Source organism: Rhizobium sp. FG113 (genome assembly GCF_057809895.1).
On record NZ_JBMDKV010000017.1, the window covers coordinates 31,095 to 55,083 of the forward strand.

The window sequence follows — 23,989 nt, forward strand, 5'->3', positions numbered from 1 at the left end:
GGTGACATGACGATCAAGATCACCAAAACTCGCCTGTTCGGCGCCATCGTTGTCGTTGGCGCAGTGGGTGCCGTCGGCGCATGGCTTGCTACGGTTGCCTTCGGCAACATAGGTGGCGACGCAACCGCCGACCTCGGCGTGGCCATCACGCCGGAACTGGTCCGGCATGGAGAATACGTCGCCCGTCTGGGCGACTGTGTCGCCTGCCACACGGCACCGGGAGCCAAGCCGTTCTCCGGTGGTTTGCCTCTCGAGACGCCGATCGGGGCCGTTTATTCGACCAACATTACCCCCGACAAAGAGAACGGCATTGGTTCGTATACCTATGGGGATTTCGAGCGCGCCGTACGACGCGGTATCCTGCCTGATGGTGCCTCGCTTTACCCGGCTATGCCCTTCCCTTCCTATGCCAAGGTCTCCGACGACGATATGAAAGCGCTCTATGCTTTCTTCACGAAAGGGGTCACGCCAGTTGCGGAGAAAAACCACGCCGTGGACATCCCCTGGCCGCTATCGATGCGTTGGCCGTTGACATACTGGCGCTGGGTGTTTGGTCCTACGGTGAAGGCTCCCGAGGCCGTTGCTACTGCATCCGTTGATCCGGTAATCGCTCGCGGAGCCTATCTTGTCGAAAGCCTTGGGCATTGTGGGAGCTGCCACACGCCGCGTGGGCCAGGTCTCCAGGAAAAGGCACTTTCCGCAGCTGACGGCCCGGATTACTTGTCCGGTGGCTTTGTCGACAATCATGTCGCCAACAATCTCAGGGGCGACCCTGTCACCGGGCTGGGTAGCTGGACAGAAAACGACATCGTCCAGTTCCTCCAGACGGGCCGCAATGAGAAGTCCGCGGCATTCGGTGGTATGGCCGATGTGGTCCAGCACAGTACCCAGTTCATGACCACTACCGACCTGACAGCGATCGCACGCTATCTGAAATCACTTCCGGCCGACGGGGGCGAGCAAAAGGTCGCCTCGCAGGACGGGACGGAGGCAATGCTTGCAAACGCAGACGTCTCAAGACCTGGCGCATTGGACTATCTCAACAATTGCGCTGCTTGCCATCTTTCCTCGGGCAAAGGTTACCGGGAAACCTTTCCGGCCCTCGCCGAGAACCCGGTGTTGAACGCAAACGATCCGACATCGATCATACACATCATTCTCAAGGGTGCGACGATCCCGCCAACTGCCAAAGCGCCGACTGACTTTGCCATGCCTGCGTTCGCAAACCGGCTGACGGATAAGGAAGTCGCCGATCTTGCAACTTTCGTTCGTTCGAGCTGGGGCAATTCCGGCAAGGCCGTAACCCCGGATCAGGTCGAACGTGTCCGTTCCGCCGTCGGTGCTGAAAGTCCCCAACGGAAATAAATCGGGTGTCTCCAAGAAAGGAAATTCTGATGAAAACCAGGACGACTGCCGCAAGCATACAGGAACGCGCATTTTTGCGCGTTCACTCTGGCTTCAATGAAGAAAGCGTCAAGGCGATTTCCGGTGGGCTCAACGCCCTGCTGGCTGACTGCTTTGCTCTCTATATCAAAACGAAGAACTTCCACTGGCATGTAAGCGGACCGCATTTCCGTGACTATCACCTCCTCCTCGATGAGCAGGCGCAGCAGATATTGGCGATGACGGATCCAATCGCCGAGCGTGTTCGCAAGATTGGTGGGGTGACTCTGCGTTCGATCGGCCAGATCGCGCACCAGCAGCGCCTCGCCGATAACGACGCCGCTTATGTGGATGCTAACGATATGCTTGCCGAGCTCGAAAGCGACAACGCGCAACTCCTGTCGGAGATGCGCCAGACCCATAATCTTTGCTCCGAAGCAACCGACGTTGCAACAGCCAGCCTTCTGGAAGAATGGATCGATCAGACGGAACGGCGTTGCTGGTTCCTGCACGAGGCAACGCGATCGCAAGGGCAAAACTCATAATAGTGTCTGCAGGAGTCCATAAGAATGGCCGGCCACCCTCTACGGCGGGCCGGCCATTTTCATTTCAAAAGGAGAGTTTAATGCCATCAGGACGGTTGAAAGGCAAAGTTGCCATCATTACTGGTGCGGCCCGTGGCATCGGCCGCGCTGCGGCTATTGCATTCGCGCGCGAACGCGCAACGGTGGTGGGCATTGATATAGCCGGTCCCGTCAGTAGCACGTTGGAAGTCATGCCGGCGTCGATCGAAGACCTGAACGAAACCGGTCGTCTTGTGACCGAAGCCGGTGCGGATTGGCGACAGTTCCAACTGGATCAACGTGATGCCATTGCGCTCAGAAAGGCAGCAGAGGATGTGCGTGCCGCCTTCGGGAAAATTGATATTCTTTTCGCGAATGCCGGCATACAGGCGTTCCGGTCGATCCTGGACATGAGCGACGCGGACTGGCAGGATCAAATTGATGTCAACCTGACCGGAACGTTCAATGCTATCCGGGCCGTTGGGCCGCATCTTGTCGGCAATGGCGGCGGTCGGATTATCGTTACCTCATCCACTCAAGGCCGCCATGGAACCAAGTTCGGTTCAGCCTACTCAGCTTCAAAGTGGGGAATTCTAGGGCTCATGAAGTCCGCTGCACTCGAGCTTGGTCACTATGGGATTACCGTCAATGCCGTTATCCCCGGCTTGATCGATACACCCCTCACCCGCCATCGGCAGCGTTACGCGCAAGCTGTCAATGATCTTTCCAACCAAGACCCCATCCAAGAACTGGAGTCACGGGCTGCGGGAATCTTGGCCGCCAAGTCCCCACTAGAGGTGCCATGGATCGATCCGAATGCGATTGCCCCGGTTGTCGTGTTTCTTGCAAGCGACGAAGCGGCCATGGTTTCCGGCGCGGCCTACGACGTGACCGGTGGCGATAGCGCCAACAACCTTGCGTGAATTTGCTGAGGCTGAGACAAGGTCCAACGGTATCCAGGTTGGACTTTGATAAAGCGATGACGTTGCTCGAAAAAGTTGGTATCGCCGACAAGCGTGACGCCTATCCGGCCCATCTTTCCGGCGGCCAGCAACAACGCGCGGCGATTGCCCGGGCACTTGCCATGCATCCGGAGGTCATGCTGTTCGATGAACCGATATCGGCACTCGATCCCGAACGTGTCGGCGAGGTTCTTGCCGTGATGCGCGCGCTCGCCAATGAGGGACGGACGATGTTGCTGGTGACGCACGAAATCGCGTTTGCGCGCGATGTGGCAACCCGCGTCGTCTTCCTGCACGAGGGTGTCATCGAAGAGGATGGCCCCGCAGACGAGGTATTCCGCAATCCGAGATCGGAGCGGTTCCGCAAGTTCATTTCCAATAGCCTGCGTGGCTGATCTTCATTGACGGGATGATCGTACATCCGCCTGCCCTCGTCGGTCCTGCGTGCAGAGCAATGGCGCGTACTCGTCGGTGCTCGAAGTTCGGCTTTGGTTGAGATTACCGCGGATCGCTGATAAGTTTCAGAGCCTTCTCCGGGGTTTGCGTGAAGGACACCAACCCCCTGTCGCGAGGGCTTAGAAACCCTGAGCGGAACATGGTGTCGAAGGTCGCTTCGATCCCGGACCAAAAGCCTTCCTCACCGAGGAAGACGATCGGTTTGTCGTGCAGCGATAACTGCCGCCATGTGATGATCTCCACGGTTTCTTCAAGCGTGCCGAAACCGCCTGGCAAAGCGACAAAGCCGTCTGCAAGTTCGTACATTTGTGATTTGCGTTGATGCATCGTGTCGACGACCCGCATATCGGAAACACCGGGATGGGGTGGTTCCCTGTCGAATAAGAACCGGGGCAGAATACCGACCACCTTGCCACCTTGGCGGAGCGCACCAGTCGCGGTTGCTCCCATCATCCCGTTCGCTCCGCCCCCAAATATCAGTAGGTGGCCAGCTTCAGCGATTGCCGCGCCGATCCTTTCTCCGAGCTCGAGGAAGCATTGCTCAGTCTGTGGGGAGGCGCCCCCGAAAATGCAGATGTTCACGGTAAATGCCCTTTCTTGTAGATCTTCCCTCTCTTGTTGATGTTCTATATTTGTATGTAAACAGACATGAATAACGCATGGTGTTTTAATTTTGAAACATACGAACTGGGATGATCTACGGCTGCTTGTTGCCGTCTCACGTTGGGGAACACTTCGGCGGGCTGGAGAGAGCACCGGTCTAAGCCCGGCCACGCTTTCCAGGCGCATCGATGAGCTTGAGGCCGCCTTGGGCGAAAAGCTTCTTGAGCGCGTTCAGACCGGTTGCTTCGCTACGCCGGCCGGTTTGAGGATCATCGCCTGGGCCGAGCAAATGGAGGAGATTGCGTTCGAGATCGAGCGAACCCGTGATCAGCGCGGCGCACATACAGCCGAAGGCACGGTTAGAATAAATACCGATGAATGGATGTCCTATTTCCTCACGACAAGATTTGCCGACTTCCGCATGATCTATCCAAACGTGCAGGTCGAGATCATCACCTCGCATCGCCCCTATAGTCTGACACGCCGCGAGGCCGACATCGCTATTCGACCTTTTCGACCCGAACAAACAGGATTGACCGCAAGGAAGGTTGGGAACTTGTCGTTTGGATTGTATTCGAGCAAAGCCTATCACGATGCGAATGCCGTCAAGATCGACAGGCAGGACTGGAATAGTCTATCCTTCGTTGGTTTCGATGAACCACGCTCCGACTTCGACGTTGACAAATGGTTGAGAGCCTTGCCCAGAGCGCCAGTCCCCTGGATGCGATGCAGTTATGCGTTGGGCATATTCGACGGTGTGCTTCATGACAGCGGCCTCGGCGTCCTGGCGAATTTCATTGCGGCCGGCAACTCGGATCTCTATGCGGTTATTCCGCATATCGTCGAGCTGGATCAGGAGATCTGGCTTTCAATGCACAGCGCCGTCCGCTCAAGCGCTAGAATACGCGCTGTAACCGACTACATCGGTGAAATATTCGCCCGGCAGAAAGCCGGTTGATCCAGAGCGGGAAATCAATCGGTGTTGCGGCGAAACGTTCCATCGATCAGGGCAAAGGCGATCTCACCCCATAACCGGCGCCTCGTTGGGAAGCGGCAACCCGGCGAGATCGAAGATCCGCACCTCGCATCCCAGGCGCTCGAGCAGCCGCCGGACCTCAAAGGCAAGGAGGCGGCTATACGACACTTCCCGGAGCGATCCATAGAGGATCGGGATCCGTGGCTTGTGGGTGGAGAACGCCGGGCGAAGGGACTCTGGCGAGATCGGCTGAAGATGGTCGTCATGCAGTGCGGGAAATGTATCAGACAATGCGCTTTCCTTCCTCGTCGAGGACCTGCTCGCCGTCTTCCTCGGTGAATGGCCCTTTGAAGGCGTCTGCCGGGAGGATGTCGAGCACGACCTCCGATGGGCGAGCAAGTCTGGTGCCGAGCGGCGTGATGACGAGTGGTCGGTTGATCAGGATCGGGGTGGCAATCATCGCGTCCAGCAATTGCTCTTCCGTTAGGCCCGGATTGTCTAGGCCGAGTTCCGCATAGGGCGTGCCCTTCTCACGGATCGCTTCGCGGACCGTCAGGCCGGCATCTGCGATCATCTTCGAGAGCTGCTCGCGCGATGGCGGGTTCTGCAGGTACTCGATGACGGTGGGTTCGATCCCGGCGGCGCGGATCAGCGCCAGCGTATTGCGAGACGTGCCGCAGGCGGGATTGTGATAGATGGTGGCGTCCATGGTCAGGGCCTTTCGATGATGGTGTTGCGGGAAACGGCGGGCGATGCCTCGTACCAACCCTTCGAGCGGTTCACGATCCAGACGACCGACAGCATCACGGGCACCTCGATCAGGACACCGACGACGGTGGCAAGTGCCGCGCCCGACTGAAACCCGAACAAGCTGATGGCAGCGGCGACCGCGAGTTCGAAAAAATTGCTCGCACCGATGAGGGCGGACGGCCCGGCGACGCAGTGGCGCTCGCCTGCCAAGCGGTTCAGAAGGTAGGCAAGCCCCGAGTTCAGGTAGACCTGGATCAGGATCGGCACAGCCAGCAAGGCGATGATGGCCGGCTGGGCGATGATCTGCTCGCCCTGGAAGGCGAAGAGAAGCACGAGGGTCGCGAGGAGCGCGAGGAGCGATACCGGCTGCAGCTTCGCAAGCAAGCGATCGAGTGCGCGGGTCGTTCCATCGGCCGTTAGACGGCTGCGCAGCACCTGGGCGATGATCACAGGGACGACGATATAGAGAGCGACCGACAGGGCAAGCGTCGCCCACGGCACGGTGATAGCCGAGAGACCGAGCAGAAGGCCGACGATCGGCGCGAATGCAACCACCATGATCGCGTCGTTCAAGGCGACCTGCGACAGGGTGAACAGCGGCTCGCCTCGCGTCAGGTTCGACCAGACAAAGACCATGGCCGTGCAGGGTGCTGCAGCCAGAATGATGAGACCGGCGATATAGGAGTCGATCTGGTCTGTCGGCAGATAGGGTCGAAAAAGCCAGCCGACGAACAGCCAGCCCAGCAACGCCATCGACAACGGCTTGATCGCCCAGTTGATGATCAGCGTGACGCCGATCCCGCGCCAGTAGGAGCCGACCTGCGTCAGTGAGCGGAAATCGATCTTCAGCAGCATCGGGATGATCATCAGCCAGACCAGGATCGCGACCGGGATGTTGACCTTGGCGATCTCGGCGCCGCCGATGATCTGGAAGACGCCGGGCATCAGGTGACCGAGGGCAACGCCGACGGCGATGCAGAGGAAGACCCAAACGGACAGGTATCGCTCGAATGTTGACATCTTACTTGGCCTTCGGGGATTTGACCGACGCGCCTTCCAATGAACCGATCTGGCGAACGTGCTGTTCGAGGGCCAGGCGGTCGATCGAGGCGATGGGCAGGTTGACGAAGGCGGTGATCCGGTTCTTCAGAAACCGTGCAGCTTGGGCGAAAGCACGCTGGATCTCAACTTCAGCTCCAACGACGGCCGCCGGATCCTCGACGCCCCAGTGGGCGGTCATCGGATGGCCAATCCATACAGGGCAGGCTTCACCGGCTGCGCTGTCGCAGACGGTGAAGATGAAATCCATCTCTGGGCTACCTGCCTGGGCGAACACGTCCCAACTCTTCGATGAGAAACCCGTCGATGGATAGCCGAGCGCATCCAGTTCCTTCAGCGCGTGCGGATTGACTTCGCCCTTCGGCTGGCTGCCGGCGGAATAGGCCTTGAACCGGCCGCCGCCCTCTTTGTTGAGGATGGACTCGGCGAGAATAGAGCGAGCGGAATTGCCCGTGCAGAGGAACAGCACGTTATAGGTGTTGTCAGTCATGGTCGTGGTCCGTGGTTAGGTCGGAGGCCTGTTGAGCTTCATGATGGTCGCCGATGAGGGGCAAATGGATGATAGTTGGCGGGTCGCCAGCACCGCAGCCGGCACTTCGGCCCGAGGAACTTCGGAAAACCCGATGGCGGAGAAGAACGGGGCGGCGCTTGTGGTAGCGAGGAAGACATTGCCATCGACGTCGCGCAGCGTTGCCTCGACGATGGCTCGGCCGACCCCATGACTCCGATGTGCCGGCAGAACGACAACAGACCGCAGCAGATAATCGCCGGCGCAGCGTTCGAGGCCGGCATATCCGATCGTTTGGCCGTCGACTGAGGCTGCTTCAAAGAAAGCGCGGCCATCGTCTTCAATGTCATCGGTCGGGAGATCCGCCGCACGGAGCGCTTCGCGGAGACGAGCGTCGCTACCGGCCACTCCGTGCAATGCGATTGCGCTCAACATGGGTTGGCCCCCGATGTACGGCATGGCGTCAGTTCTGCGATCAGGGGAGCACAAAGCTCCGTCGAACCGCCGCAACAATCCTTCAGCAGAAATAGCGTCAGGTCGCGCAGGCCGTCGAGATCGGCCCGATAAATGATCAATCGGCTCTGGCGTTCACTCTTGACCAGACCGGCACGGGACAACGTCGCAAGATGCGCCGACATCGTGTTTTGCGGGACTTCGAGTTGCCGGGCGAGCTCGCCTGCCGGAATTCCATCCGGCTCGTGCCGCACGAGCAGACGGAACGTCTCGAGGCGGGTGTTCTGTGCCAAGGCCGCAAGGGCCGCAATTGCCGTGTTGCTTTCCATATATCGAGATTAATGGATACATTGGAGAAGTCAACCGCCTCCGTTCGGAGGCGGATTATGCGCAGCTAAAAGTCGCAGATACCCTGCAAGGCAGGTTGATGGAGCCTGAGGTGACCATAAGTCACCACGGCTCATATCCAGAGCAGATCTCGGTTCGTCAAGAAGTGGCCAGCGCGTATCCTGTGCCAACATCTTCATCAGCGCCGATTTTTCCGATCTAACCATGGCTTTAGAAAAAACGAAGTCGCGACTTGATCGCTCTGGACCAGACATCTGCACGGCTTTCCCTGAGCAAGGCGCATCGAAATGCGCGTGCTGAAGCGGATTTTCGTGCCGGGCGGATAAGGATCCAGCAATCAATGGCAGGGAATCAGCTTCCGGTCTTCGATGGCTCGATGAACAATCCAGATATCGGTTCTACATATCCAAGCTGATCCGTAACGGAACGCACGCCGGCTGTGTTCTCAGCCAGGACGATCGCAGCCTGCCTGGCCCGTTCATCGAAGATCAAGCCGGAAAGCTCTACATTGCGATGGTCAACATTGACACGTATTGCACTCGACCACGACTGCTGATCCAGCTCCGCGAGAATGGAACGGCGGATGGCATCATCGCCGTTGATCGAGCTTGGCTGTGCTGCCAAAGACAGCAACATCGCCCTCATGAGGTCGGCGCGAGAGACGATACCGACGAGTTGACCACGATCCAGTATGGGCAACCGCTTGATGTTGCGTTCCGACATCAGTTCCACCGCCTGATCAAGCGGTGTTTCGGGAGAAACGCTGATCACATCCTGGGACATAACATCTTTGACCCTGCGCCCATGGGAGCGGACATACTCCTCGGCTTGCCGTCCAGGTCCGACAATGAATTCGAGCCAGTTGGGCCGCTTGCGAACAGTTCCGACCTCGTAACGTCTCAGAAAATCGCTATCGGTGAGAACGCCAACTACCTGCTTTTTCTCATCGAAAACCGGCAATCCGCTAACCCGATTTGCCAGCATCAACTTGGCGGCGTCTACAATAGATGCCGAGGCCTCGATGCCAACCACCGGCGAAGTCATAATATCCCGTACAAGCATAATCGTGTCACCCTGAATCCAGATGGTTATTGACGGCCGGAAGACACCGCAGCTCCGCGCCGTTTGGAAAAGATGATACCCAATATGGAGAAAAATTGACCAGCGTTTCCGGTCAATCGATCGCTAAGTTCTGCCAAGATGCATTCGGTGTTTCAATGACACCGATGATCGCCTCGGCAAATCGATTGCTCTGATTGGATAAACGACCAGCGCCCCAATTGTTTCAGCATATATGGATGTTCTTCAGGTGCCAACGGCTGTGCTGCGGCGCGCGAAATATCGAGCTGGCGATTGCCCTGTCGCTTTTTTGAACATTGTTATGAACGCTGTGACCGAATTGTAGCCGAGATCTCCCGACACCTCCTGGACAGAATACCCAGCTGCAAGCTCCCTCAACGCGACGATAAGATGCAACTGCTGGCGCCATTGCCCAAAACTGAGCCCGGTCTCGCTCAGCATCAGACGGCTCAACGAGCGTTCGCTCAGTGCCAACTGCCTTGCCCATTGTGGAAGCGTTCTCCTGTCGGCTGGATCCTTTATCAGCGCTTCAGCCATTTCCCTGACCTTCGGATGCTCGGAGATCGGCAAATGCAGTTGCTCAACCGGCATGAGGGCCAATTCATCAAGGAGCACTCGGGCGATATGCTCAAGGTGGCTGCCTGCTTCGTATCCATCGGGGTTTTCAGCAAGTCGCAGGATCATCTCCCGCAACATCGGAGTGATGGAAAGGGTGCAACATTTGTCCGGCAGCGACACTGCGTCGGGGTCAACGAAAAGACAACATAATTGCGCGTTTGTGGTCCCGTGATTGCTATGCGGTGTCGCCCCAGGGATCCAAACGCCGCTTTGCGGCGGCACCATCCACCAGGAACCGGGAACCTGGCAAACAACCCCGCCGTGCAGGGCAAGAACCAGCTGCCCCTTGCGATGCTGGTGCACCGGCGTCTCCTCCTTCACCTTTGCAAGGTCCAGTCGGAGGGCAAGCGCTGGGAGATCGGTCAAGTCCGGATCGTAAGTCAGGACTGCGGATCGCAAAGAATCGTTTTGGCCAGTTTTAGAGATCATAAGGCAAAATAAGCAAATTCAGCAAGAAAAGAAAGGTGTAAACCAACTGAACCCAAAACTGAGATCAAAAAAATGCGTAGCTTTGCATCACGTTCCCAAATCACCCAACCATTGCTGCCCGTCATTGGTATTCTGTTGATCGCTGCCAACCTTCGTGCACCGGTCACAGGTGTCGCCCCACTTCTTGGCATGATCCGTGAAACGACGGGCATCAGTGGAGCACTCGCGGGCGGCCTCACCACTCTACCCTTGCTTGCGTTCGCCGCTGTGTCCCCGTTCGCAGCGATCATAGGCAAGCGTTATGGCATCGAGCGCTCGCTTTTCCTTTCCCTGATGCTCATCGCGGCTGGTCTGGTTGTTCGCTCGCTTAATCCCGTCATATTTCTCTTCCTCGGGACCGCTATCCTCGGGGCCGGCATTGCCGTCGCCAACGTCTTGCTTCCGAGCCTGCTCAAGCGGGATTACCCTGACAAGGTCGGCGAGCTGACCGGTGCCTATGCCCTGACTGCCGGACTTGTCGCCGCCGTCGCTTCTGCCTCGGCCGTGCCGCTGGCATCGCTTTCTGGTATGAACTGGCGGACCGCACTCGGATTCTTCGTGATTATCCCGATCGTTGCAGCCTTGGTTTGGCTGCCACAGCTTGGTTCCGCCAGCACATCCACGCGGCGCACCGTTGAGCCGGTCAGTGAAGGCCGTATCTGGCATTCTGCCCTCGCCTGGCAGGTCACCATCTTCCTCGGCCTGACCTCGCTGGTGTACTACGTGATCGTTGGTTGGCTTCCAACCATTCTGATTGCGGCTGGTTACTCGGCGGACGAGGCCGGCTCACTCCACGGTGTTACCCAACTTGCGACAGCTGTGCCCGGTCTTGTTTTCGGTCCTGTTATTGGCAGGCTTCGCGATCAAAAGGGCTTGGCTGCCGGTGTTTCACTGTTGACCGGCATCTCCCTGCTCGGGCTTTGGCTCGCGCCGGGCTGGGCAATCTTCTGGGTTGCGCTTTTTGGCTTCAGCGCGGGTGCTGCCTTTATCCTCGGCCTTGCCTTTGTCAGCTTGCGGGCACACAACCCTCACCGCGCCGCCGCTCTTTCAGGCATGGCGCAATGCGTCGGATATTCGCTTGCAGCCGCTGGCCCTCCCGCTGCTGCCTTCGTGCACGATCGCACTGGCGGTTGGGCCGCACCGCTGATCGCATGCATTGTCATCACATTGCTGATGTCAGCTTTCGGCTACCTGGCCGGGCGCGCAGAACACGCTTGAGCCTCACGCACCAAACAGGGGGGGATCGATGTTCGCCCCTGTTTCTTTGACTAGCAGATCGTGTTCCGACCGGACGCTTTTGCCTGGTAGAGCGATTTGTCGGCGATCGAAATCAACGATTCCATAATCTCAGACGCGTCAGGGCTTCCAGCTACCTTTTGTATTCCAGCGACACCGATGCTGACGGTCAACTGCCCAAGCGGGCTCGCATCATGTAAAATGTTGAGCCTTGCTAATGCGTTCTGGATCGCCTGGCTTACGATCTTCGCACCGTTCGCATCGGTCTGGGGGAGGATAACAAGAAACTCCTCTCCACCGTATCGGGCAGCGGAATCACCTGGTCGACGAATGGCTGATCGTATCGCGCTGCTAACCGCTCCGACGGCGGCATCGCCGGCAGGATGACCATAGCGATCGTTGTAGAGCTTGAACCAATCAATATCGATGATCAGGATCGATATCGGTCCACTCTCCCTCCGGGCTCGCCTGATCTCCCGTTCGAAGGTCTTGTCCAGTCCTCGGCGATTGAGGAGTTCTGTCAATGGATCGGTATCGGCAAGCACCTTCGCGCGTCGATATGCCGAAGCCAGATGGCGGTTATTGTTTTCGAGACCGGACTCGAATGTCTTTCTGTTCGAAATATCCGTGAGGGCGACCGAAATTGCGATAACCGACCGGCTGTCTGGGCCGAACACAGGGCTCACGGAGACAAGATAGTATCCACCCCGATACTCGATTTCGTGATCGCGAACGATCGAGCCACCTTCGAAATTGGTAAAATCCCGCCGGGCATTTTCGACCAGAGTTTCCGGGCAGTAGCCCGTCATTGATGCGCCAATGAGCGTTGAGACATCGCCCGCGACCAGATCTGCGAACTTCTTGTTTACGGCGAGATAGCGAAAATCACGATCAATGACGCACGTCGCTATCGGGAGGCAGAAAAAAACCTGTGACGCCTGTGCTGCGGAAAGTCCAGATAACATGCATTCGGCCTCACGATTCTGCTCTCGTAATCCGCGCCCCCCGCCGCGAGTGTTCGGATAATTCTATACAATAAGCTCTAAGAATTTCTTTACAAAAACAGCGGCTTGGCGAGCTAAAACGTCTCTCGAACATATAAATTCCGCACGACATTTGTGGTCTCTGGCCTGTTTTGAGCCAAATTCCGCTTGATCGCTATTTAAATCGATTTAGCCTGGACTTTCCAGCGTCTCTCAAGTTCACAAAAAAGGGCGCCGATAATGCGCCCCTTCTGATGAAACTCTGCAATTTGTCTTATGCGGGCACCAATTCGCCACTCTCCTCAAGTGTGAGGTTTCTCGGTTTCGGACCTCCGGTTGCCCAATCGAGCAATTCGACGGTATGGACGATAGGGATACCGGTTCCTGAACCAATCTGCATGATGCAGCCGATGTTGCCAGCACTGATCACCTCGGGCTTCAGGGCCTCAAGTGTTGAAACCTTGCGCTGCTTGAGCTGTGTGGAGATTTCCGGCTGCATGAGGTTATAGGTTCCAGCCGAACCGCAGCAAATGTGACTGTCGCGCGGTTCAAGGACCTGAAAGCCGGCAGCCTTCAGCAGGTCCTTTGGCGGCGAACGCACCTGCTGCCCATGCTGCAGAGAACAAGCCGAGTGGTATGCGACACGTAGCGGTGCCGCGTGCGTTGCGTCCTTCAGACCGATGTCGATCATGGCCTCCGAAATGTCCTTGGCCAGAGCTGCCACTCGAGCCGCATCGTCGGCCAGGGCATCATTCCGGAACATATGGCCGTAGTCCTTCACCGTCGTACCGCACCCGGAGGTGTTGATAACCACGGCATCAAGTCCTTCGCCATCGATCTCTGCCACAAGTGCGCGGATGTTGGCAGCCGCCATGTCATGGCTCTCGTGCGACTTTCCCATATGGTGGGTCAGTGCTCCACAGCATCCGACACCCTTGGGGATGACGACTTCACATCCGTGCCGACGCAGGAGCCGGATCGTTGCATCGTTGATATCCGTATTCAGTGCCCGCTGCGCGCATCCGACGAGCAACGCCACACGCTTCTTGCGCGGGGCATCCGCCGCAAACGTTTGCGGTCTGTCATTTGGGCTGGGCGATGGAATTTCGGCCGGTGCCATTTCGAGCATTGCGCGCAAACGAGCATCGGGGACGAACTTTCGAAACGGCCTTGCGAGCTTGGCACCGAAGAGCGCCAGGCGAAACCGCCCAGGATAGGGCAGGATCTTGGCGAGGATCCAACGAAGCGCGCGATCATCCCAACGACGCTTGTAGTTTTTTTCGATGTAGTCGCGGGCATGATCGATCAGATGCATATAGTGCACGCCCGATGGACAGGTCGACATGCAGCTCAGACAGCTGAGACAACGATCCACATGCTTGACCGTCTTTTCATCAGGAATCTTGCTGTTCTCCAGCATATCCTTGATCAGGTAGATGCGGCCCCGGGGGCTGTCGAGTTCGTCACCCAATACCTTGTATGTCGGACATGTTGCCGTGCAGAACCCGCAGTGTACACATGACCGGAGAATTTCGTTCGAGCGAGCGGTCGCAGCATCGGCGAGCTGCTCCGCATTGAAATTTGTCTGCATTTCAGCCTCCCATCAGCCCAGGGTTCAAAAGCCCGGCGGGGTCGAATGTCTTTCTCAGTGACGCAGCGAGGCGTGCCACGCCGGGTGCTTCGGGAGCGAAGAACGAGCCATCGAAATTGGCTCCTGGTCGAACCAGGGTTACAACGGCCTGTTTGGCGGCCGCGCGGACAGCCAATGGATCGGAGTTTCCGCAATACCAGAGCAATGAACCACCCCAATCGAGTGAAATCTTGCCGCCGAGCGTGTGGAGAGATGCGGCTATAGCCGGTGCGTCTGTCGGCTTGACCAAGATACGCCACACGGCATCCGACTGGTCCTCGAAGTGGCGAACATCGCGAAAGGACTTCCATAGGCTGCGGCTCGTCTCGGCCTCAAGCGTATCGATTTCGCGATGACGGAAAATGCCGGTAAGCCGAGCGCATCTGTACTCCACCTGTCGTGTCAGACCCTCGACCCTTAGCCAGGCGGTACCATCAAGAAATGCTGCACCCGATACCTCGAATGGTGTGGCAAGCGCCGCCGAGAAGAGCTCGACCGCCGCACGGACCGACAGGCCATGAAAGACGAGCGTCTTCTGGCTTTCGGCCAGAGGAAGTGTCTTCAGTGCAACTTCCGACAGCACGCCGAGCGTGCCGTGCGAGCCGCACATCAACTTGCCCAGATCCATCCCGGTCACGTTCTTCATAACGCGCCCGCCATTCTTGATGATCCGGCCCTGCCCATCGACAAAGCGAACCCCAAGTAGATGGTCTCGACAGGCGCCAGCCTGAATCCGCCTTGGGCCGGACACATTCGCGCCGACCATGCCTCCAATCGTCGGCGTGCCATTGGAACCCAGCAGAGCCCTGTGATCCATGGGCTCGAAAGCGAGCGACTGACCCTCGGCTGCGAGCAAATCTTCAATGGTTTCAACGGATGCGCCTGGCCGTACGATGAGCGTCAGTTCACCCGGTTCATAGGTGACGACCTCGTTGATTTCTCTCGTTGTCAGGATCGCATCTTCTGAAATCGACGGGCGTAATCGTGTCCCACCACCACATACGCGCAATTTCTTCCTCGACGCGTAACAGTCCGAGATGAATGCGGCCAAATCCTGTTCAGTTTTCGGGGCAGCTGAATCTAGTCTGCCGAAAGTATCTTCGACGCTTGTCCTCATAAGCATCTTGCCGCCTCCTCGCGGTAACGTTGACTGACCTCGAGAGGAAAGACTTTCGCGGGATTGAGCAGCCACTTCGGGTCGAAAGCGCCCTTGACCTCCATCTGGATGGCCATGTCCTCCGGCGCATACTGTTTCGTCATGAGGTCGCGCTTCTCGATCCCGACCCCGTGTTCGCCCGTCAGGCACCCACCGACATCCACGCAAAGCCGCAGAATGTCATTGCCGAAAGCTTCAGCCCTTTCGAGATCTCCAGGTTGATTTGCATTGAAAAGAATGAGGGGGTGCATGTTGCCGTCGCCGGCATGAAAGACGTTAGCCACTTCCAGGCCATATTCTTTCGAAAGCTGGCCGATGCGCTTCAACGTAAAGGGCAGCTTTGAGACAGGCACCGTCCCGTCGAGGCAGAGATAATCGCCGAGCCTGCCCATCGCTCCGAATGCTGACTTGCGACCTTTCCAGATCGCCAGAGATTCATCAGCATTGCGGCTGCTGCGGAACTCAACTGGATTCAATGCGGAGGCGAGAACCCTGATGCGTTCGATCTGGTCGGCGATTTCATCTTCTGACCCTTCGACCTCCACAATCAGAACCGCAGCACATGCGGGATATCCCGCCTTTGCAAAGGTTTCAACCGCGCGCAGACAAACGTCGTCCATATACTCGATCGCGACGGGCAGCAGACCCGAGCGGATGATGCGGGCCACGCACTCCCCGGCCGTCTCAGCATTATCGAAGCCGATGAGCATAGGCCGTGCGCCTTCAGGGCGGGGCAGGATGCGCAGCGTTGCTTCAGTGACGATGGCCAATTGACCTTCCGAACCACAGATCAGACCAAGGACATCGAGGCCCGAAGAACCGAGATACGGTCCGCCAAGTTCGACGATCTCGCCGTCCGAAAGGACCATGCGCACGCCGAGCAGATTGTTTGTCGTCACACCATATTTCAGGCAATGCGCGCCGCCCGAGTTCATGCCGATATTGCCGGCGATCGTGCATGCAAGTTGTGACGAGGGGTCGGGTGCGTAGAAGAAGCCCTCTGGCTCGAGCTCTGCACTGACCGATAGATTGGTAACGCCGGTCTGGACCCGGATGAATCGGTTTTCGGTGTCGATCTCGAGCATCTCTCTCAATCGCATAGTTCCGATGACCACGCTGTCGGCTGTCGGTAGTGCTCCACCGGCCAAGGACGTTCCCGCGCCGCGCGGAATAACTGGAACTTGCAGCTGATGACAGATGCGCATTGCGGCCGCGACTTCTTCTGTCGTACGCGGCAGGACGACAGCAAGCGGCGGACAGCGATACGCTGTCAGCGCATCGCATTCATATGCGCGCGTCTCCTCCGGGTCCGAAATGATCGCATCGGCCGGCAGCACTGCTGCTAGTGCCGCTACGATCTCGGGCTTGCGGGCAATTATTGCCGCGTCGGGCACTGGCATCGCTATAGTAGACATCTGAATTCTCCTCCTCTTGGCTTTGAGATGTTCGACGAGGGGCTCAGCCCCTCGCCGTCAGGCCAGTTACGGCACCATGGAGGTAAATGGTGGGACGTAAGCCTGTGCCATCACGAGGATACCAACGAGGCAGGCAAGAGCGATCGAATGGAAGAACACATAGCGAAGGATCTTGCTTTCCTGACCATACCAGTTGGTCGCGGTAGAAGCCACAACGATGCTCTGCGCGTCGATCATCTTACCCATGACGCCACCAGCTGAGTTTGCTGAAGCCATGAGAATGGGAGATACACCGATCTGTTCGGCCGTAATCTTTTGCAGGCCGCCGAACAATACGTTCGATGCTGTGTCAGAACCCGTCAGAGCAACGCCCATCCAGCCCAGCAGGGTACCGAAGAATGGATAGATCCAACCCGCTTGAGCGAATGCCAAGCCGAGAGTCGCGTCCGTGCCTGAAAAACGGGACACGTAACCAAGAGCCAGCATCGCGGCGATGGTGACGAGCGAGAAGCGGACGACCCAGAGCGTCTTGAAGTATTCGCGTACAAGGCTGACAGGCGAGAACTTCAAGACAAAGCCCGACAGGATGGCTGCAAGCAGAATGCCAGTACCGGTGGCAGACAACAGGTTGAGTGAGTAGATCGCAGCCTCGGCATGTGGTGCTTCGACGATCGGCGGAACTTTCAGGACCATCTCATTCAGTCCTGGAACGGGCAGGCGGTAGACCCAGATTGAGTCGAGCCAGACTTTGATCTGCGGTGTACCCCAGGCAAAGACGAAGACGGACAGGATGAGCCAAGGCAGCCATGCCTTGAAGATGGTGCCGTTCGAGTGGCTATGCTTCAGCAGAACAGGTTCCGCTTCCTCACTGCCGTTTCCAGTGGAGGTCCAGATCTTCTTGGGTGTCCACACACGAAGGAAGCCGGCAAGACATACCATCGAGGAAATTGCGGCGATGATGTCGACGAGCCATGGACCATGGAAGTTCGAGACAAGGTACTGCGGCACAGCAAAGGATACGCCCGCGACCAGCAGCGCTGGCCAGACTTCCAGCATTCCCTTACGTCCAGCGAAAGCCCAGACGAGCCAGAAGGGTAAGATAACGGAGAAGAAGGGCAGCTGTCGCCCAATCATCGAAGACAGGTCATGCAAGTCTAGTCCAGTGACTGCTGCAAGGGCAATCACAGGCGAACCAAGTGCGCCGTAGGCCACTGGTGCCGTGTTTGCGATCAGCGACAGGCCGGCTGCGGCCAGCGGTGCGAAGCCAAGTCCCATCAGCATTGCAGATGTTACGGCGACCGGCGTTCCAAAGCCTGCCGCACCCTCAAAAAACGCTCCGAAAGAAAAAGCAATGAACAGGACCTGAAGGCGACGATCGGGCGTCAGGCCGGCGATGCTGTCTCGCAAGATATTGAACTGCCCGGTCTTTTCGGTGAGTCGATAGAGAAAGATGACGCTGAGGATGATCCAGCCAATGGGCAGGAGGCCGTATGCGGCACCGTAGACTGCGGTGGTGCCAGCCATTTTTGCAGGCATGCCGAAGCCGAAAATCGCCACGATCAGGGCAACGATCAACCCCAGAATGGCGGCGCGATGGGCCTTCATATGAAAAATGCCGATGCCGCCCAGAAGAACGACAATCGGCAATGCGGCGAGCAGGGTCGATATGACCATGTTGTGAAATGGGTCGTAGACCTGTGACCAGGGCATGTAGTGCTTCCTCCCTATGCCGATCGTCCGCACCTCCTGCTGTGCGATCGGGCGACTCCCGGCATTTGCTTGATGAAAAGGGCCCCTCCCCGGCGCCCCTTGATATTTGGTAAAATATTTTTACCGTAAATGTCAAGCGGTATAAATTATTCCGCATCGTGGAAAAAAGTTGCGTGTGCCCAGTCGTCTAGGCTATCGGTAAGTGTAAGTTACCCAGCAGTTGGAAGTCATGAGCGACAACAAGATGAACAAGCCTGAAAGAGCCGCAGATGCGGTCATGCGGCACATCGAAAACCTCATTTATGAGTGTTCCTTGCGCCCGGGCGATCCACTCCTTCCAGAGCGAGAGTTGGCAGTAAAACTGAACGTGTCACGCCCGACGTTGCGCGACGCCCTTAAGTCCCTGGAAGAGCGCGGTTTTTTGACCAAAGATGGTAAGGGCGTCAAAGTCGCGCAGATCGGTGCCAAAAGCATCACTGACCCCCTCATCGCGATGTTATCAGAACGCAGCGAAATCGCCGACGACTATCTCGAATTTCGCGATGTGGTTGAAAGCTCTGCTGCGGCTATGGCCGCTCAGCGGGCCAACGAACCGGAGATCCAGCGCATCAAGGAATGCGTCGAGAGGATCAAGCAGGCGCATGAAGCTAACAATCCGGAAGACGAGGCTGACGCTGACGCTGAACTGCATATCGCCATCTATGAGGCGAGCCATAACCTGGTCGTTCTGCAGATCATGCGTGCGCTATCTGGAAATCTGCGCACGGATGTTTTACACAACCGCCAACGTCTGTTCACGATCCCCTATGTGCGTGACCTTCTGCGAGACCAGCATCTCGCTATAGCTCAAGCGATCATAGAAAAACGTCCAGATGCCGCCCAATCGGCAGCCCATGAGCATCTGAGCTATCTGCGCCGGGCAACAAGGGAAATTCGTGAAGCCGAAGCAAAGCTCGATATCTCACTTCGAAGGCTCGACAGTGGTGGCCTCAGCGCGGGAAAAACCTGAGCTGCCGGGACCACCACTGAACAGTCTTGATGAAACTTGGCCTTGATCAGCGAGGAAGGCTGCGCAATACGGCCGAGATTGTGTCTACCACCTCATCAGCTTGAGCGTCAGAGATGATGACTGGGGGGCACAACGTAATCGTGTTTCCCTGCGGTCTCAGGATCAGTCCCCGTTTCATCGCGGCCTGCTCGATTGCCAAAGGCACGCCTCTATCAGCGGGAAAAGGCAGCTTTGCCTCACGGTCCTCGACGATCTCGACACCAATAAGCAAGCCTTTGCCGCGGATATCACCGACAATCTCGATGTCACCGAGCTCTGCCACAGCGGATGCCAAAATCCGCTTTCCAAGCTCCTGGACGCGTTCAGTCGCGTTCATCTCCTTGTAAATGCGGATGACCTCATTGACGATCGCTGCGCCAACCGGGTGCCCCGAATTGGTGAAGCCGTGTCCGAAGTTTGCTCCTGCCGAATTGATCTCTCTCACCGAGTCATAGATTTCTTCTGAGAGCGCTACAGCCGAAATCGGAAAGTAGGAGGAGGAGATTCCTTTCGCCATCGCCATCATATCGGGCCGGATGGCAAGAGACTGGCTTCCAAACCACTCGCCGGTCCGGCAGAAGCCGCAGACGACTTCATCGGCAAGGAACAGGATGCCGTGTTTGCGAAGTACCGCCTGGATCTTCGGGAAATACCCTGCGGGCGGTATGATCACCCCTGCCCCGGCATTGATCGGTTCGGCGATAAACGCTGCGATCGTGTCCGGTCCTTCGCGCAGGATTGTTTCCTCGAGTTCATTCGCCAGACGTGTCGAGAAGGTGTCGTCATCTTCTTTAGGCTGCTTGCCGCGATAGGGATCCGGGCAACCGACGCGAACGATATCAGTGAGTGGCAAGCCAAATTCGCGGTGCATGTGCGGCAGACCGGTAAGCGAAGCCGCGAATATGGTGGAGCCGTGAAAGGCCCGATCGCGGGCAATTATCTTGCGGCGAGCCGTTTCTCCTCTCCTAAGAAAATGGAGCCATGCCAGTTTCACCATTGTTTCGATGGTCTCCGAACCCGAAGTTGCGAAGAAGACATGAGCATTGTCGATCGGAACCAGCCCGGCGATCGTTTCGGCCGCCTCGATCGCCGCCGGTGAGGCCCTTCCACCGAAGCTGTGGTAATATCCAAGGTTCTGATAGGCGCGGTAGGCGGCATCGGCGAGCCGCTGATCCGCGAAACCGAGCGAAGCGCACCACAAGCCTGCCATCGAATCCAGGTAGCGTTTGCCGTCGATGTCATAGACATACGGCCCCTCTGAAGCGGGAGACGCGCCTCGTGCGCGTCTCCCGCCATGCCGTATCAACACCATCCATCCTGGGCCGATACGACTTTGCCGTGCTCAAAGCGTACGTTTATGCGTTTCCGGCATGGCAACCAGACCGACGACGGCTGCAAAAGCAGAGATAACCACAGGGTACCAGAGGCCTGCATAAGGCGAGCCGTAGTAGATGCTCAGGGCCGCGACGCCGAACGGAAGAAGGCCGCCGACCCATCCGGCCCCGAGATGGAACGGAAGAGACATCGACGTGTATCGCAGCCGACTGGGGAAGAGTTCGGCCATAAAGGCAGCAATCGTGCCGAACGCCATGGCGAGATATAGGTTAAGCAGGAAAATCAGAGCCGTGAGTGCTGGCAAGTTCGCTTCCGAAGCGTCAGCCTTTTGCGGCCAGCCGGCGGCAACGAAAGCTTCACGAAGGCTGTTGCGGTTCGAGGCATCGACGACTTTGCCGCCGATCGTGACCTGCGCCTGACTTCCCTCGGGTGCAGCTTTCGTTTCAAACGCGACGCCCAATTCCGAGAGTTGACCGGTGATACGATCGCATTCGGTGGTTGGTGCAGCAAACACCCTGAACTTGCAGGCCGGCGCCGTCACGTCAACAGGATCGTTCGCCAGAAATTGCTCAAGTCTCGGGTTTCCGTAGTGCGTCAAACCCCAGAAGATCGGAAACGTCGTTGCGGCCTGGAGAATGAATGCTGCGATCATGACCGGCTTGCGCCCTATGCGGTCCGATAGGCGTCCGAACAGAAGATAAAAGGGCGTTGCGGCGACGAGGGCGATGCAGACGATGATCTGAACGAGGGAAACAGGCAGAGCCAGTGTCTTGGAAAGGAAAAACATCGATTGGAAAAGACAGGTTCCAAAGATTGCTCCCAACCCGGCACAGATACCGAGAAGAAGCAGCATTCTCTTCCGGTTTTCCCGATCCCCAAGGCTTTCGGAAATCGGTGCCTTCGACAGTTCGCCAGCGGCTTTCATCTTCTTGAAAACCGGCGATTCCTGAAGCTTCGAACGAATATAGATCGAGGTTGCAAGCAAAAGTACGGATACGAGGAACGGAATTCTCCAGCCCCAGGCCTGAAACTGCTCTTCACTTATGACCAGTCGCAAACCCAGCGTCACGGCGATCGAGACGAGCAGGCCGCCCGCAGCTGTCGTCTGCAAGAAGCTCGTCTGGTAGCCACGCTGATCGACGGGCGCACTCTCGGCCAGATAGGTCACCGCACCACCGGTTTCGCCGCCGTGAGCAAAACCCTGGATGAGACGAAGTCCCACCAGGAGGGTCGTCGCCCATATGCCAGCCGTCTCATAAGTCGGGATCAATCCGATGCCGATCGTCGCCAGCCCCATCATCGACATTGTGACGAGGAACGTCGTCTTGCGACCGACCAGATCGCCGAGACGCCCGAAGACCAATGCGCCGACAGGGCGGATCAGAAAGCCCGCGCCGAATGTCGCCAGAGCCCCCATGAACGCCGCGCTGTCATTACCTGCCGGGAAGAACATCGGTGCCAGTAGCGTTGCCAGCGCCGCATAAACATAAAAGTCATACCACTCGAAGAAGCCCCCGAGTGTGGAGGCGATGATAAGCCGCCATTCCGTTTTCCTGGTTGACGGTAGCGTCGCCACGTTTTCTTCCCAGCTACTCATTTGAATTTACTCCCGTTTCATCTGAAGGATTGACTTTGTGTGACGGTACCGCACGGCTGATGGACAAGTCTGGCAGGTAGCGGTCCAAACATCCCGGGCGACCTGACCGGAATGGATTGTTTCAAGGGAAGCATGGCAAACCGTATCGATACTGAACGATAGCCTCGGTCAGACAGCCTTCCGCGTTTGCGCCAATGCCCAGGCCTGCGATTGACATCGCCGAGCCGGATGACAGCACAACCTGTTCCGCGGAGGCGACGACAAAAGCCATCGACCTCAGTCTATGTCACTGAGACGGTTTGAATTTCCGATCGGAGCCCCGCGTGCTTGCGTGGTTGACCGCTCGTGTCCTACTGACAGCCGAAGCATGGACGAAATCGCACGCTGCTCCATGAGGAGAGCGAACATGTTTCGACACTTGCAAGCCGTTTATGTGGGCGCTTTGGCTCCATGACGTTGTTCCCATTTATTCTTTTTTAGCCCAGGGGCCGAAAACCGTGACCGGTCAATTGATCCCTATGCTGAATAAATGTTCCGTATAGTGAGCAATTTGTCAAGAGGGCTGTTTTGCGCCTGGGGGAAGAGGGACCCATCGTTCCTTTTCAGCCTCAGAGATCATGATACCGGGCTTCTCGGCAAGCCTAACGGTTGCACGAGAATTGGAACGGCCGGCGGTCCGGCACGGCGGGTGGTTGAGTTCAGGATGATGGCGGTGCCGACCTACTGTTCCAGACACGCGCAGAGATCGCGGAGCCAGCGATGAGCTGGGTGTGGATCGAGCCGCCTGTGCCAGCGCAAACACGTGGTGAGTCTGGGCGAGTGGAACGGAAGCTCGGCTATTCCGATGGGCGTCATCTCGGCGAGTGTTTCCGCCAAAGGTCGGCGAACGACAACAAATGCATCGAGTTTTCCAATGAGCGGAATGCAGCCGAGCAAAGGAACGGAGTGTTTGATCTCCCGCTTTTGACCGCGGGCCGCCAGCCAGGTGTCGAGGAAGCTGGTGTCGTCGCCGGTTGACGAGAGATGCAAATGCGGCCGGGCGACAAGCTCGTCTATCGACAACATTTTCTCACCCATCGCATCGTTGCCGCAAACAACCACAAAATCAGCCGTTGTCAGTTCCTTGGACGCAAATCGCTCCCGGACCTCGCTTTTCCGCCCTATAAAAAGATCGAGCTCGCCTTCATCCATGAGCCTGTCCACATCAATCGTGCCACTGGGGCGAATGTCCAGCCTCACATTCGGCGCGGCGGTCTCGACGGCGGCCATCAACCTGCCCGTCATTGTAATCGCACTGAAATTGTCCATTGCCAGGCGAAATGTATGGGCCGACGACGCCGGGTCAAACGCCTCCGTCCGCAAGGCTGTCTCAATCGCCTCCAGGGCTTTGCTGACGTGGCCGGCGAGCTTCTCTGCCCGGTGGGTCGGCATCATTCCATTCGCTGTCCTGACGAAAAGGTCGTCATCCAAAGCGCGCCTCAATCGTCCAATCGCATGACTGGTGGCCGGTTGGCTGAGACCAAGACGTTGGGCGGCTCGCAATATGCTCGACTCTCGATAGACGGCGTCGAATACCCGGAGCAAATTCAGGTCAAGATTATTGATGTTGATGTGCTGCACCATGACCCCTTCGATCTCATAAGTATGCATAC

Annotated in this window: 22 protein-coding genes and 2 pseudogenes; 7 read left to right on the plus strand and 17 right to left on the minus strand. The window is 57.4% G+C overall.

What is annotated here, in order from left to right; translation table 11 throughout:
* Positions 1 to 6 precede the first annotated feature (6 nt).
* From ACODTZ_RS28020 to ACODTZ_RS28035, 4 genes and pseudogenes are all read left to right on the plus strand, one after another.
* The gene (locus ACODTZ_RS28020) at positions 7 to 1,365 is read left to right on the plus strand and encodes a c-type cytochrome (RefSeq protein ID WP_489029703.1); all 1,359 of its coding nucleotides are present in this window, start codon (positions 7 to 9) and stop codon (positions 1,363 to 1,365) included.
* 29 nt (positions 1,366 to 1,394) lie between these two features.
* Complete coding sequence (locus ACODTZ_RS28025) at positions 1,395 to 1,928, plus strand: Dps family protein (protein ID WP_489029705.1); 534 nt, start codon at positions 1,395 to 1,397, stop codon at positions 1,926 to 1,928.
* A gap of 80 nt (positions 1,929 to 2,008) precedes the next feature.
* Entirely contained in the window at positions 2,009 to 2,869 is an 861-nt protein-coding gene (locus ACODTZ_RS28030; protein ID WP_489029707.1) for an SDR family NAD(P)-dependent oxidoreductase, read from the plus strand.
* Between the two features lie 50 nt (positions 2,870 to 2,919).
* Positions 2,920 to 3,303, plus strand: a pseudogene (locus tag ACODTZ_RS28035) (ATP-binding cassette domain-containing protein); the annotation flags it as partial.
* Positions 3,304 to 3,406: 103 nt separating this feature from the next.
* On the opposite strand, the gene ACODTZ_RS28040 reads toward ACODTZ_RS28035, so the two are convergent.
* Positions 3,407 to 4,153 carry an LOG family protein gene (locus ACODTZ_RS28040; RefSeq protein WP_489029709.1) on the minus strand — a complete coding sequence of 249 codons (747 nt, stop codon included), beginning with the start codon at positions 4,151 to 4,153 and terminating at the stop codon, positions 3,407 to 3,409.
* Between ACODTZ_RS28040 and ACODTZ_RS28045 the strand changes: the two genes are divergently transcribed.
* Positions 4,038 to 4,925 carry a LysR family transcriptional regulator gene (locus tag ACODTZ_RS28045; protein WP_489029711.1) on the plus strand — a complete coding sequence of 296 codons (888 nt, stop codon included), beginning with the start codon at positions 4,038 to 4,040 and terminating at the stop codon, positions 4,923 to 4,925. The genes ACODTZ_RS28040 and ACODTZ_RS28045 overlap by 116 nt on opposite strands.
* A 75-nt stretch (positions 4,926 to 5,000) precedes the next feature.
* On the opposite strand, the pseudogene ACODTZ_RS28050 reads toward ACODTZ_RS28045, so the two are convergent.
* The 8 genes and pseudogenes from ACODTZ_RS28050 to ACODTZ_RS28085 form a co-directional block, all read right to left on the minus strand.
* Positions 5,001 to 5,234 (minus strand): annotated as a pseudogene (locus ACODTZ_RS28050) (NADPH-dependent FMN reductase); the annotation flags it as partial.
* Positions 5,227 to 5,652: an arsenate reductase (glutaredoxin) gene (gene arsC / locus ACODTZ_RS28055; protein WP_489029713.1), complete on the minus strand. Its 426-nt coding sequence runs from the start codon at positions 5,650 to 5,652 to the stop codon at positions 5,227 to 5,229. The gene arsC and the pseudogene ACODTZ_RS28050, both read right to left, overlap by 8 nt.
* A gap of 2 nt (positions 5,653 to 5,654) precedes the next feature.
* Positions 5,655 to 6,713, minus strand: a complete 1,059-nt coding sequence (gene arsB, locus ACODTZ_RS28060) for an ACR3 family arsenite efflux transporter (RefSeq protein WP_489029715.1) — start codon at positions 6,711 to 6,713, stop codon at positions 5,655 to 5,657.
* A 1-nt stretch (position 6,714) separates the two neighbouring features.
* Complete coding sequence (locus ACODTZ_RS28065; protein WP_489029717.1) at positions 6,715 to 7,242, minus strand: arsenate reductase ArsC; 528 nt, start codon at positions 7,240 to 7,242, stop codon at positions 6,715 to 6,717.
* Positions 7,243 to 7,257: 15 nt separating this feature from the next.
* On the minus strand, positions 7,258 to 7,695 hold the full coding sequence (arsN2, locus tag ACODTZ_RS28070) for an arsenic resistance N-acetyltransferase ArsN2 (RefSeq protein WP_489029719.1): 438 nt from the start codon (positions 7,693 to 7,695) through the stop codon (positions 7,258 to 7,260).
* Positions 7,689 to 8,042, minus strand: a complete 354-nt coding sequence (locus ACODTZ_RS28075) for an ArsR/SmtB family transcription factor (protein ID WP_489029721.1) — start codon at positions 8,040 to 8,042, stop codon at positions 7,689 to 7,691. The genes arsN2 and ACODTZ_RS28075 overlap by 7 nt, the downstream gene beginning before the upstream one ends.
* Positions 8,043 to 8,412: 370 nt before the next feature.
* Positions 8,413 to 9,105, minus strand: a complete 693-nt coding sequence (locus ACODTZ_RS28080; protein ID WP_489029723.1) for a CBS domain-containing protein — start codon at positions 9,103 to 9,105, stop codon at positions 8,413 to 8,415.
* A gap of 261 nt (positions 9,106 to 9,366) precedes the next feature.
* Positions 9,367 to 10,188: an AraC family transcriptional regulator gene (locus tag ACODTZ_RS28085; RefSeq protein ID WP_489029725.1), complete on the minus strand. Its 822-nt coding sequence runs from the start codon at positions 10,186 to 10,188 to the stop codon at positions 9,367 to 9,369.
* Positions 10,189 to 10,260: 72 nt separating this feature from the next.
* Between ACODTZ_RS28085 and ACODTZ_RS28090 the strand changes: the two genes are divergently transcribed.
* Entirely contained in the window at positions 10,261 to 11,445 is a 1,185-nt protein-coding gene (locus ACODTZ_RS28090) for an MFS transporter (RefSeq protein WP_489029727.1), read from the plus strand.
* A gap of 50 nt (positions 11,446 to 11,495) precedes the next feature.
* On the opposite strand, the gene ACODTZ_RS28095 is transcribed toward ACODTZ_RS28090, so the two are convergent.
* The 5 genes from ACODTZ_RS28095 to ACODTZ_RS28115 all read right to left on the minus strand — a co-directional run bounded on the left by ACODTZ_RS28095 (position 11,496) and on the right by ACODTZ_RS28115 (position 18,357).
* The gene (locus ACODTZ_RS28095) at positions 11,496 to 12,428 is read right to left on the minus strand and encodes a sensor domain-containing diguanylate cyclase (protein WP_489029729.1); all 933 of its coding nucleotides are present in this window, start codon (positions 12,426 to 12,428) and stop codon (positions 11,496 to 11,498) included.
* A gap of 292 nt (positions 12,429 to 12,720) precedes the next feature.
* Complete coding sequence (gene glcF / locus ACODTZ_RS28100) at positions 12,721 to 14,037, minus strand: glycolate oxidase subunit GlcF (RefSeq protein ID WP_489029731.1); 1,317 nt, start codon at positions 14,035 to 14,037, stop codon at positions 12,721 to 12,723.
* A 1-nt stretch (position 14,038) separates the two neighbouring features.
* Complete coding sequence (locus ACODTZ_RS28105) at positions 14,039 to 15,268, minus strand: FAD-binding protein (RefSeq protein ID WP_489029733.1); 1,230 nt, start codon at positions 15,266 to 15,268, stop codon at positions 14,039 to 14,041.
* Positions 15,190 to 16,647 (minus strand): FAD-linked oxidase C-terminal domain-containing protein, encoded by a 1,458-nt coding sequence (locus ACODTZ_RS28110; protein WP_489029735.1) that lies wholly within the window; start codon positions 16,645 to 16,647, stop codon positions 15,190 to 15,192. The genes ACODTZ_RS28105 and ACODTZ_RS28110 overlap by 79 nt, the downstream gene beginning before the upstream one ends.
* A gap of 66 nt (positions 16,648 to 16,713) precedes the next feature.
* A complete protein-coding gene (locus tag ACODTZ_RS28115; RefSeq protein ID WP_489029737.1) occupies positions 16,714 to 18,357 on the minus strand; it encodes an L-lactate permease in 1,644 nt (547 codons plus the stop codon).
* Positions 18,358 to 18,586: 229 nt separating this feature from the next.
* Between ACODTZ_RS28115 and ACODTZ_RS28120 the strand changes: the two genes are divergently transcribed.
* Entirely contained in the window at positions 18,587 to 19,366 is a 780-nt protein-coding gene (locus tag ACODTZ_RS28120; RefSeq protein ID WP_489029739.1) for an FCD domain-containing protein, read from the plus strand.
* Positions 19,367 to 19,412: 46 nt separating this feature from the next.
* On the opposite strand, the gene ACODTZ_RS28125 is transcribed toward ACODTZ_RS28120, so the two are convergent.
* The 3 genes from ACODTZ_RS28125 to ACODTZ_RS28135 form a co-directional block, all read right to left on the minus strand.
* Positions 19,413 to 20,717, minus strand: a complete 1,305-nt coding sequence (locus ACODTZ_RS28125; protein ID WP_489029741.1) for an aminotransferase — start codon at positions 20,715 to 20,717, stop codon at positions 19,413 to 19,415.
* 30 nt (positions 20,718 to 20,747) lie between these two features.
* A complete protein-coding gene (locus tag ACODTZ_RS28130) occupies positions 20,748 to 22,337 on the minus strand; it encodes an MFS transporter (protein WP_489029743.1) in 1,590 nt (529 codons plus the stop codon).
* Positions 22,338 to 23,057: 720 nt separating this feature from the next.
* Positions 23,058 to 23,960 carry a LysR family transcriptional regulator gene (locus ACODTZ_RS28135; RefSeq protein WP_489029745.1) on the minus strand — a complete coding sequence of 301 codons (903 nt, stop codon included), beginning with the start codon at positions 23,958 to 23,960 and terminating at the stop codon, positions 23,058 to 23,060.
* Positions 23,961 to 23,989: the final 29 nt, after the last annotated feature.

Bases quoted from the DNA above. Each gene is read 5' to 3' on its own strand.
- ACODTZ_RS28020 (WP_489029703.1), top strand. From the start codon at position 7: ATGACGATCAAGATCACCAAAACTCGCCTGTTCGGCGCCATCGTTGTC.
- ACODTZ_RS28025 (WP_489029705.1), top strand. From the start codon at position 1,395: ATGAAAACCAGGACGACTGCCGCAAGCATACAGGAACGCGCATTTTTG.
- ACODTZ_RS28030 (WP_489029707.1), top strand. From the start codon at position 2,009: ATGCCATCAGGACGGTTGAAAGGCAAAGTTGCCATCATTACTGGTGCG.
- ACODTZ_RS28040 (WP_489029709.1), bottom strand. From the start codon at position 4,153: ATGCGCCTGGAAAGCGTGGCCGGGCTTAGACCGGTGCTCTCTCCAGCC.
- arsC (WP_489029713.1), bottom strand. From the start codon at position 5,652: ATGGACGCCACCATCTATCACAATCCCGCCTGCGGCACGTCTCGCAAT.
- arsB (WP_489029715.1), bottom strand. From the start codon at position 6,713: ATGTCAACATTCGAGCGATACCTGTCCGTTTGGGTCTTCCTCTGCATC.
- ACODTZ_RS28065 (WP_489029717.1), bottom strand. From the start codon at position 7,242: ATGACTGACAACACCTATAACGTGCTGTTCCTCTGCACGGGCAATTCC.
- arsN2 (WP_489029719.1), bottom strand. From the start codon at position 7,695: ATGTTGAGCGCAATCGCATTGCACGGAGTGGCCGGTAGCGACGCTCGT.
- ACODTZ_RS28075 (WP_489029721.1), bottom strand. From the start codon at position 8,042: ATGGAAAGCAACACGGCAATTGCGGCCCTTGCGGCCTTGGCACAGAAC.
- ACODTZ_RS28080 (WP_489029723.1), bottom strand. From the start codon at position 9,105: ATGACTTCGCCGGTGGTTGGCATCGAGGCCTCGGCATCTATTGTAGAC.
- ACODTZ_RS28085 (WP_489029725.1), bottom strand. From the start codon at position 10,188: ATGATCTCTAAAACTGGCCAAAACGATTCTTTGCGATCCGCAGTCCTG.
- ACODTZ_RS28090 (WP_489029727.1), top strand. From the start codon at position 10,261: ATGCGTAGCTTTGCATCACGTTCCCAAATCACCCAACCATTGCTGCCC.
- ACODTZ_RS28095 (WP_489029729.1), bottom strand. From the start codon at position 12,428: ATGTTATCTGGACTTTCCGCAGCACAGGCGTCACAGGTTTTTTTCTGC.
- glcF (WP_489029731.1), bottom strand. From the start codon at position 14,037: ATGCAGACAAATTTCAATGCGGAGCAGCTCGCCGATGCTGCGACCGCT.
- ACODTZ_RS28110 (WP_489029735.1), bottom strand. From the start codon at position 16,647: ATGTCTACTATAGCGATGCCAGTGCCCGACGCGGCAATAATTGCCCGC.
- ACODTZ_RS28115 (WP_489029737.1), bottom strand. From the start codon at position 18,357: ATGCCCTGGTCACAGGTCTACGACCCATTTCACAACATGGTCATATCG.
- ACODTZ_RS28120 (WP_489029739.1), top strand. From the start codon at position 18,587: ATGAGCGACAACAAGATGAACAAGCCTGAAAGAGCCGCAGATGCGGTC.
- ACODTZ_RS28125 (WP_489029741.1), bottom strand. From the start codon at position 20,717: ATGGTGTTGATACGGCATGGCGGGAGACGCGCACGAGGCGCGTCTCCC.
- ACODTZ_RS28130 (WP_489029743.1), bottom strand. From the start codon at position 22,337: ATGAGTAGCTGGGAAGAAAACGTGGCGACGCTACCGTCAACCAGGAAA.
- ACODTZ_RS28135 (WP_489029745.1), bottom strand. From the start codon at position 23,960: ATGGTGCAGCACATCAACATCAATAATCTTGACCTGAATTTGCTCCGG.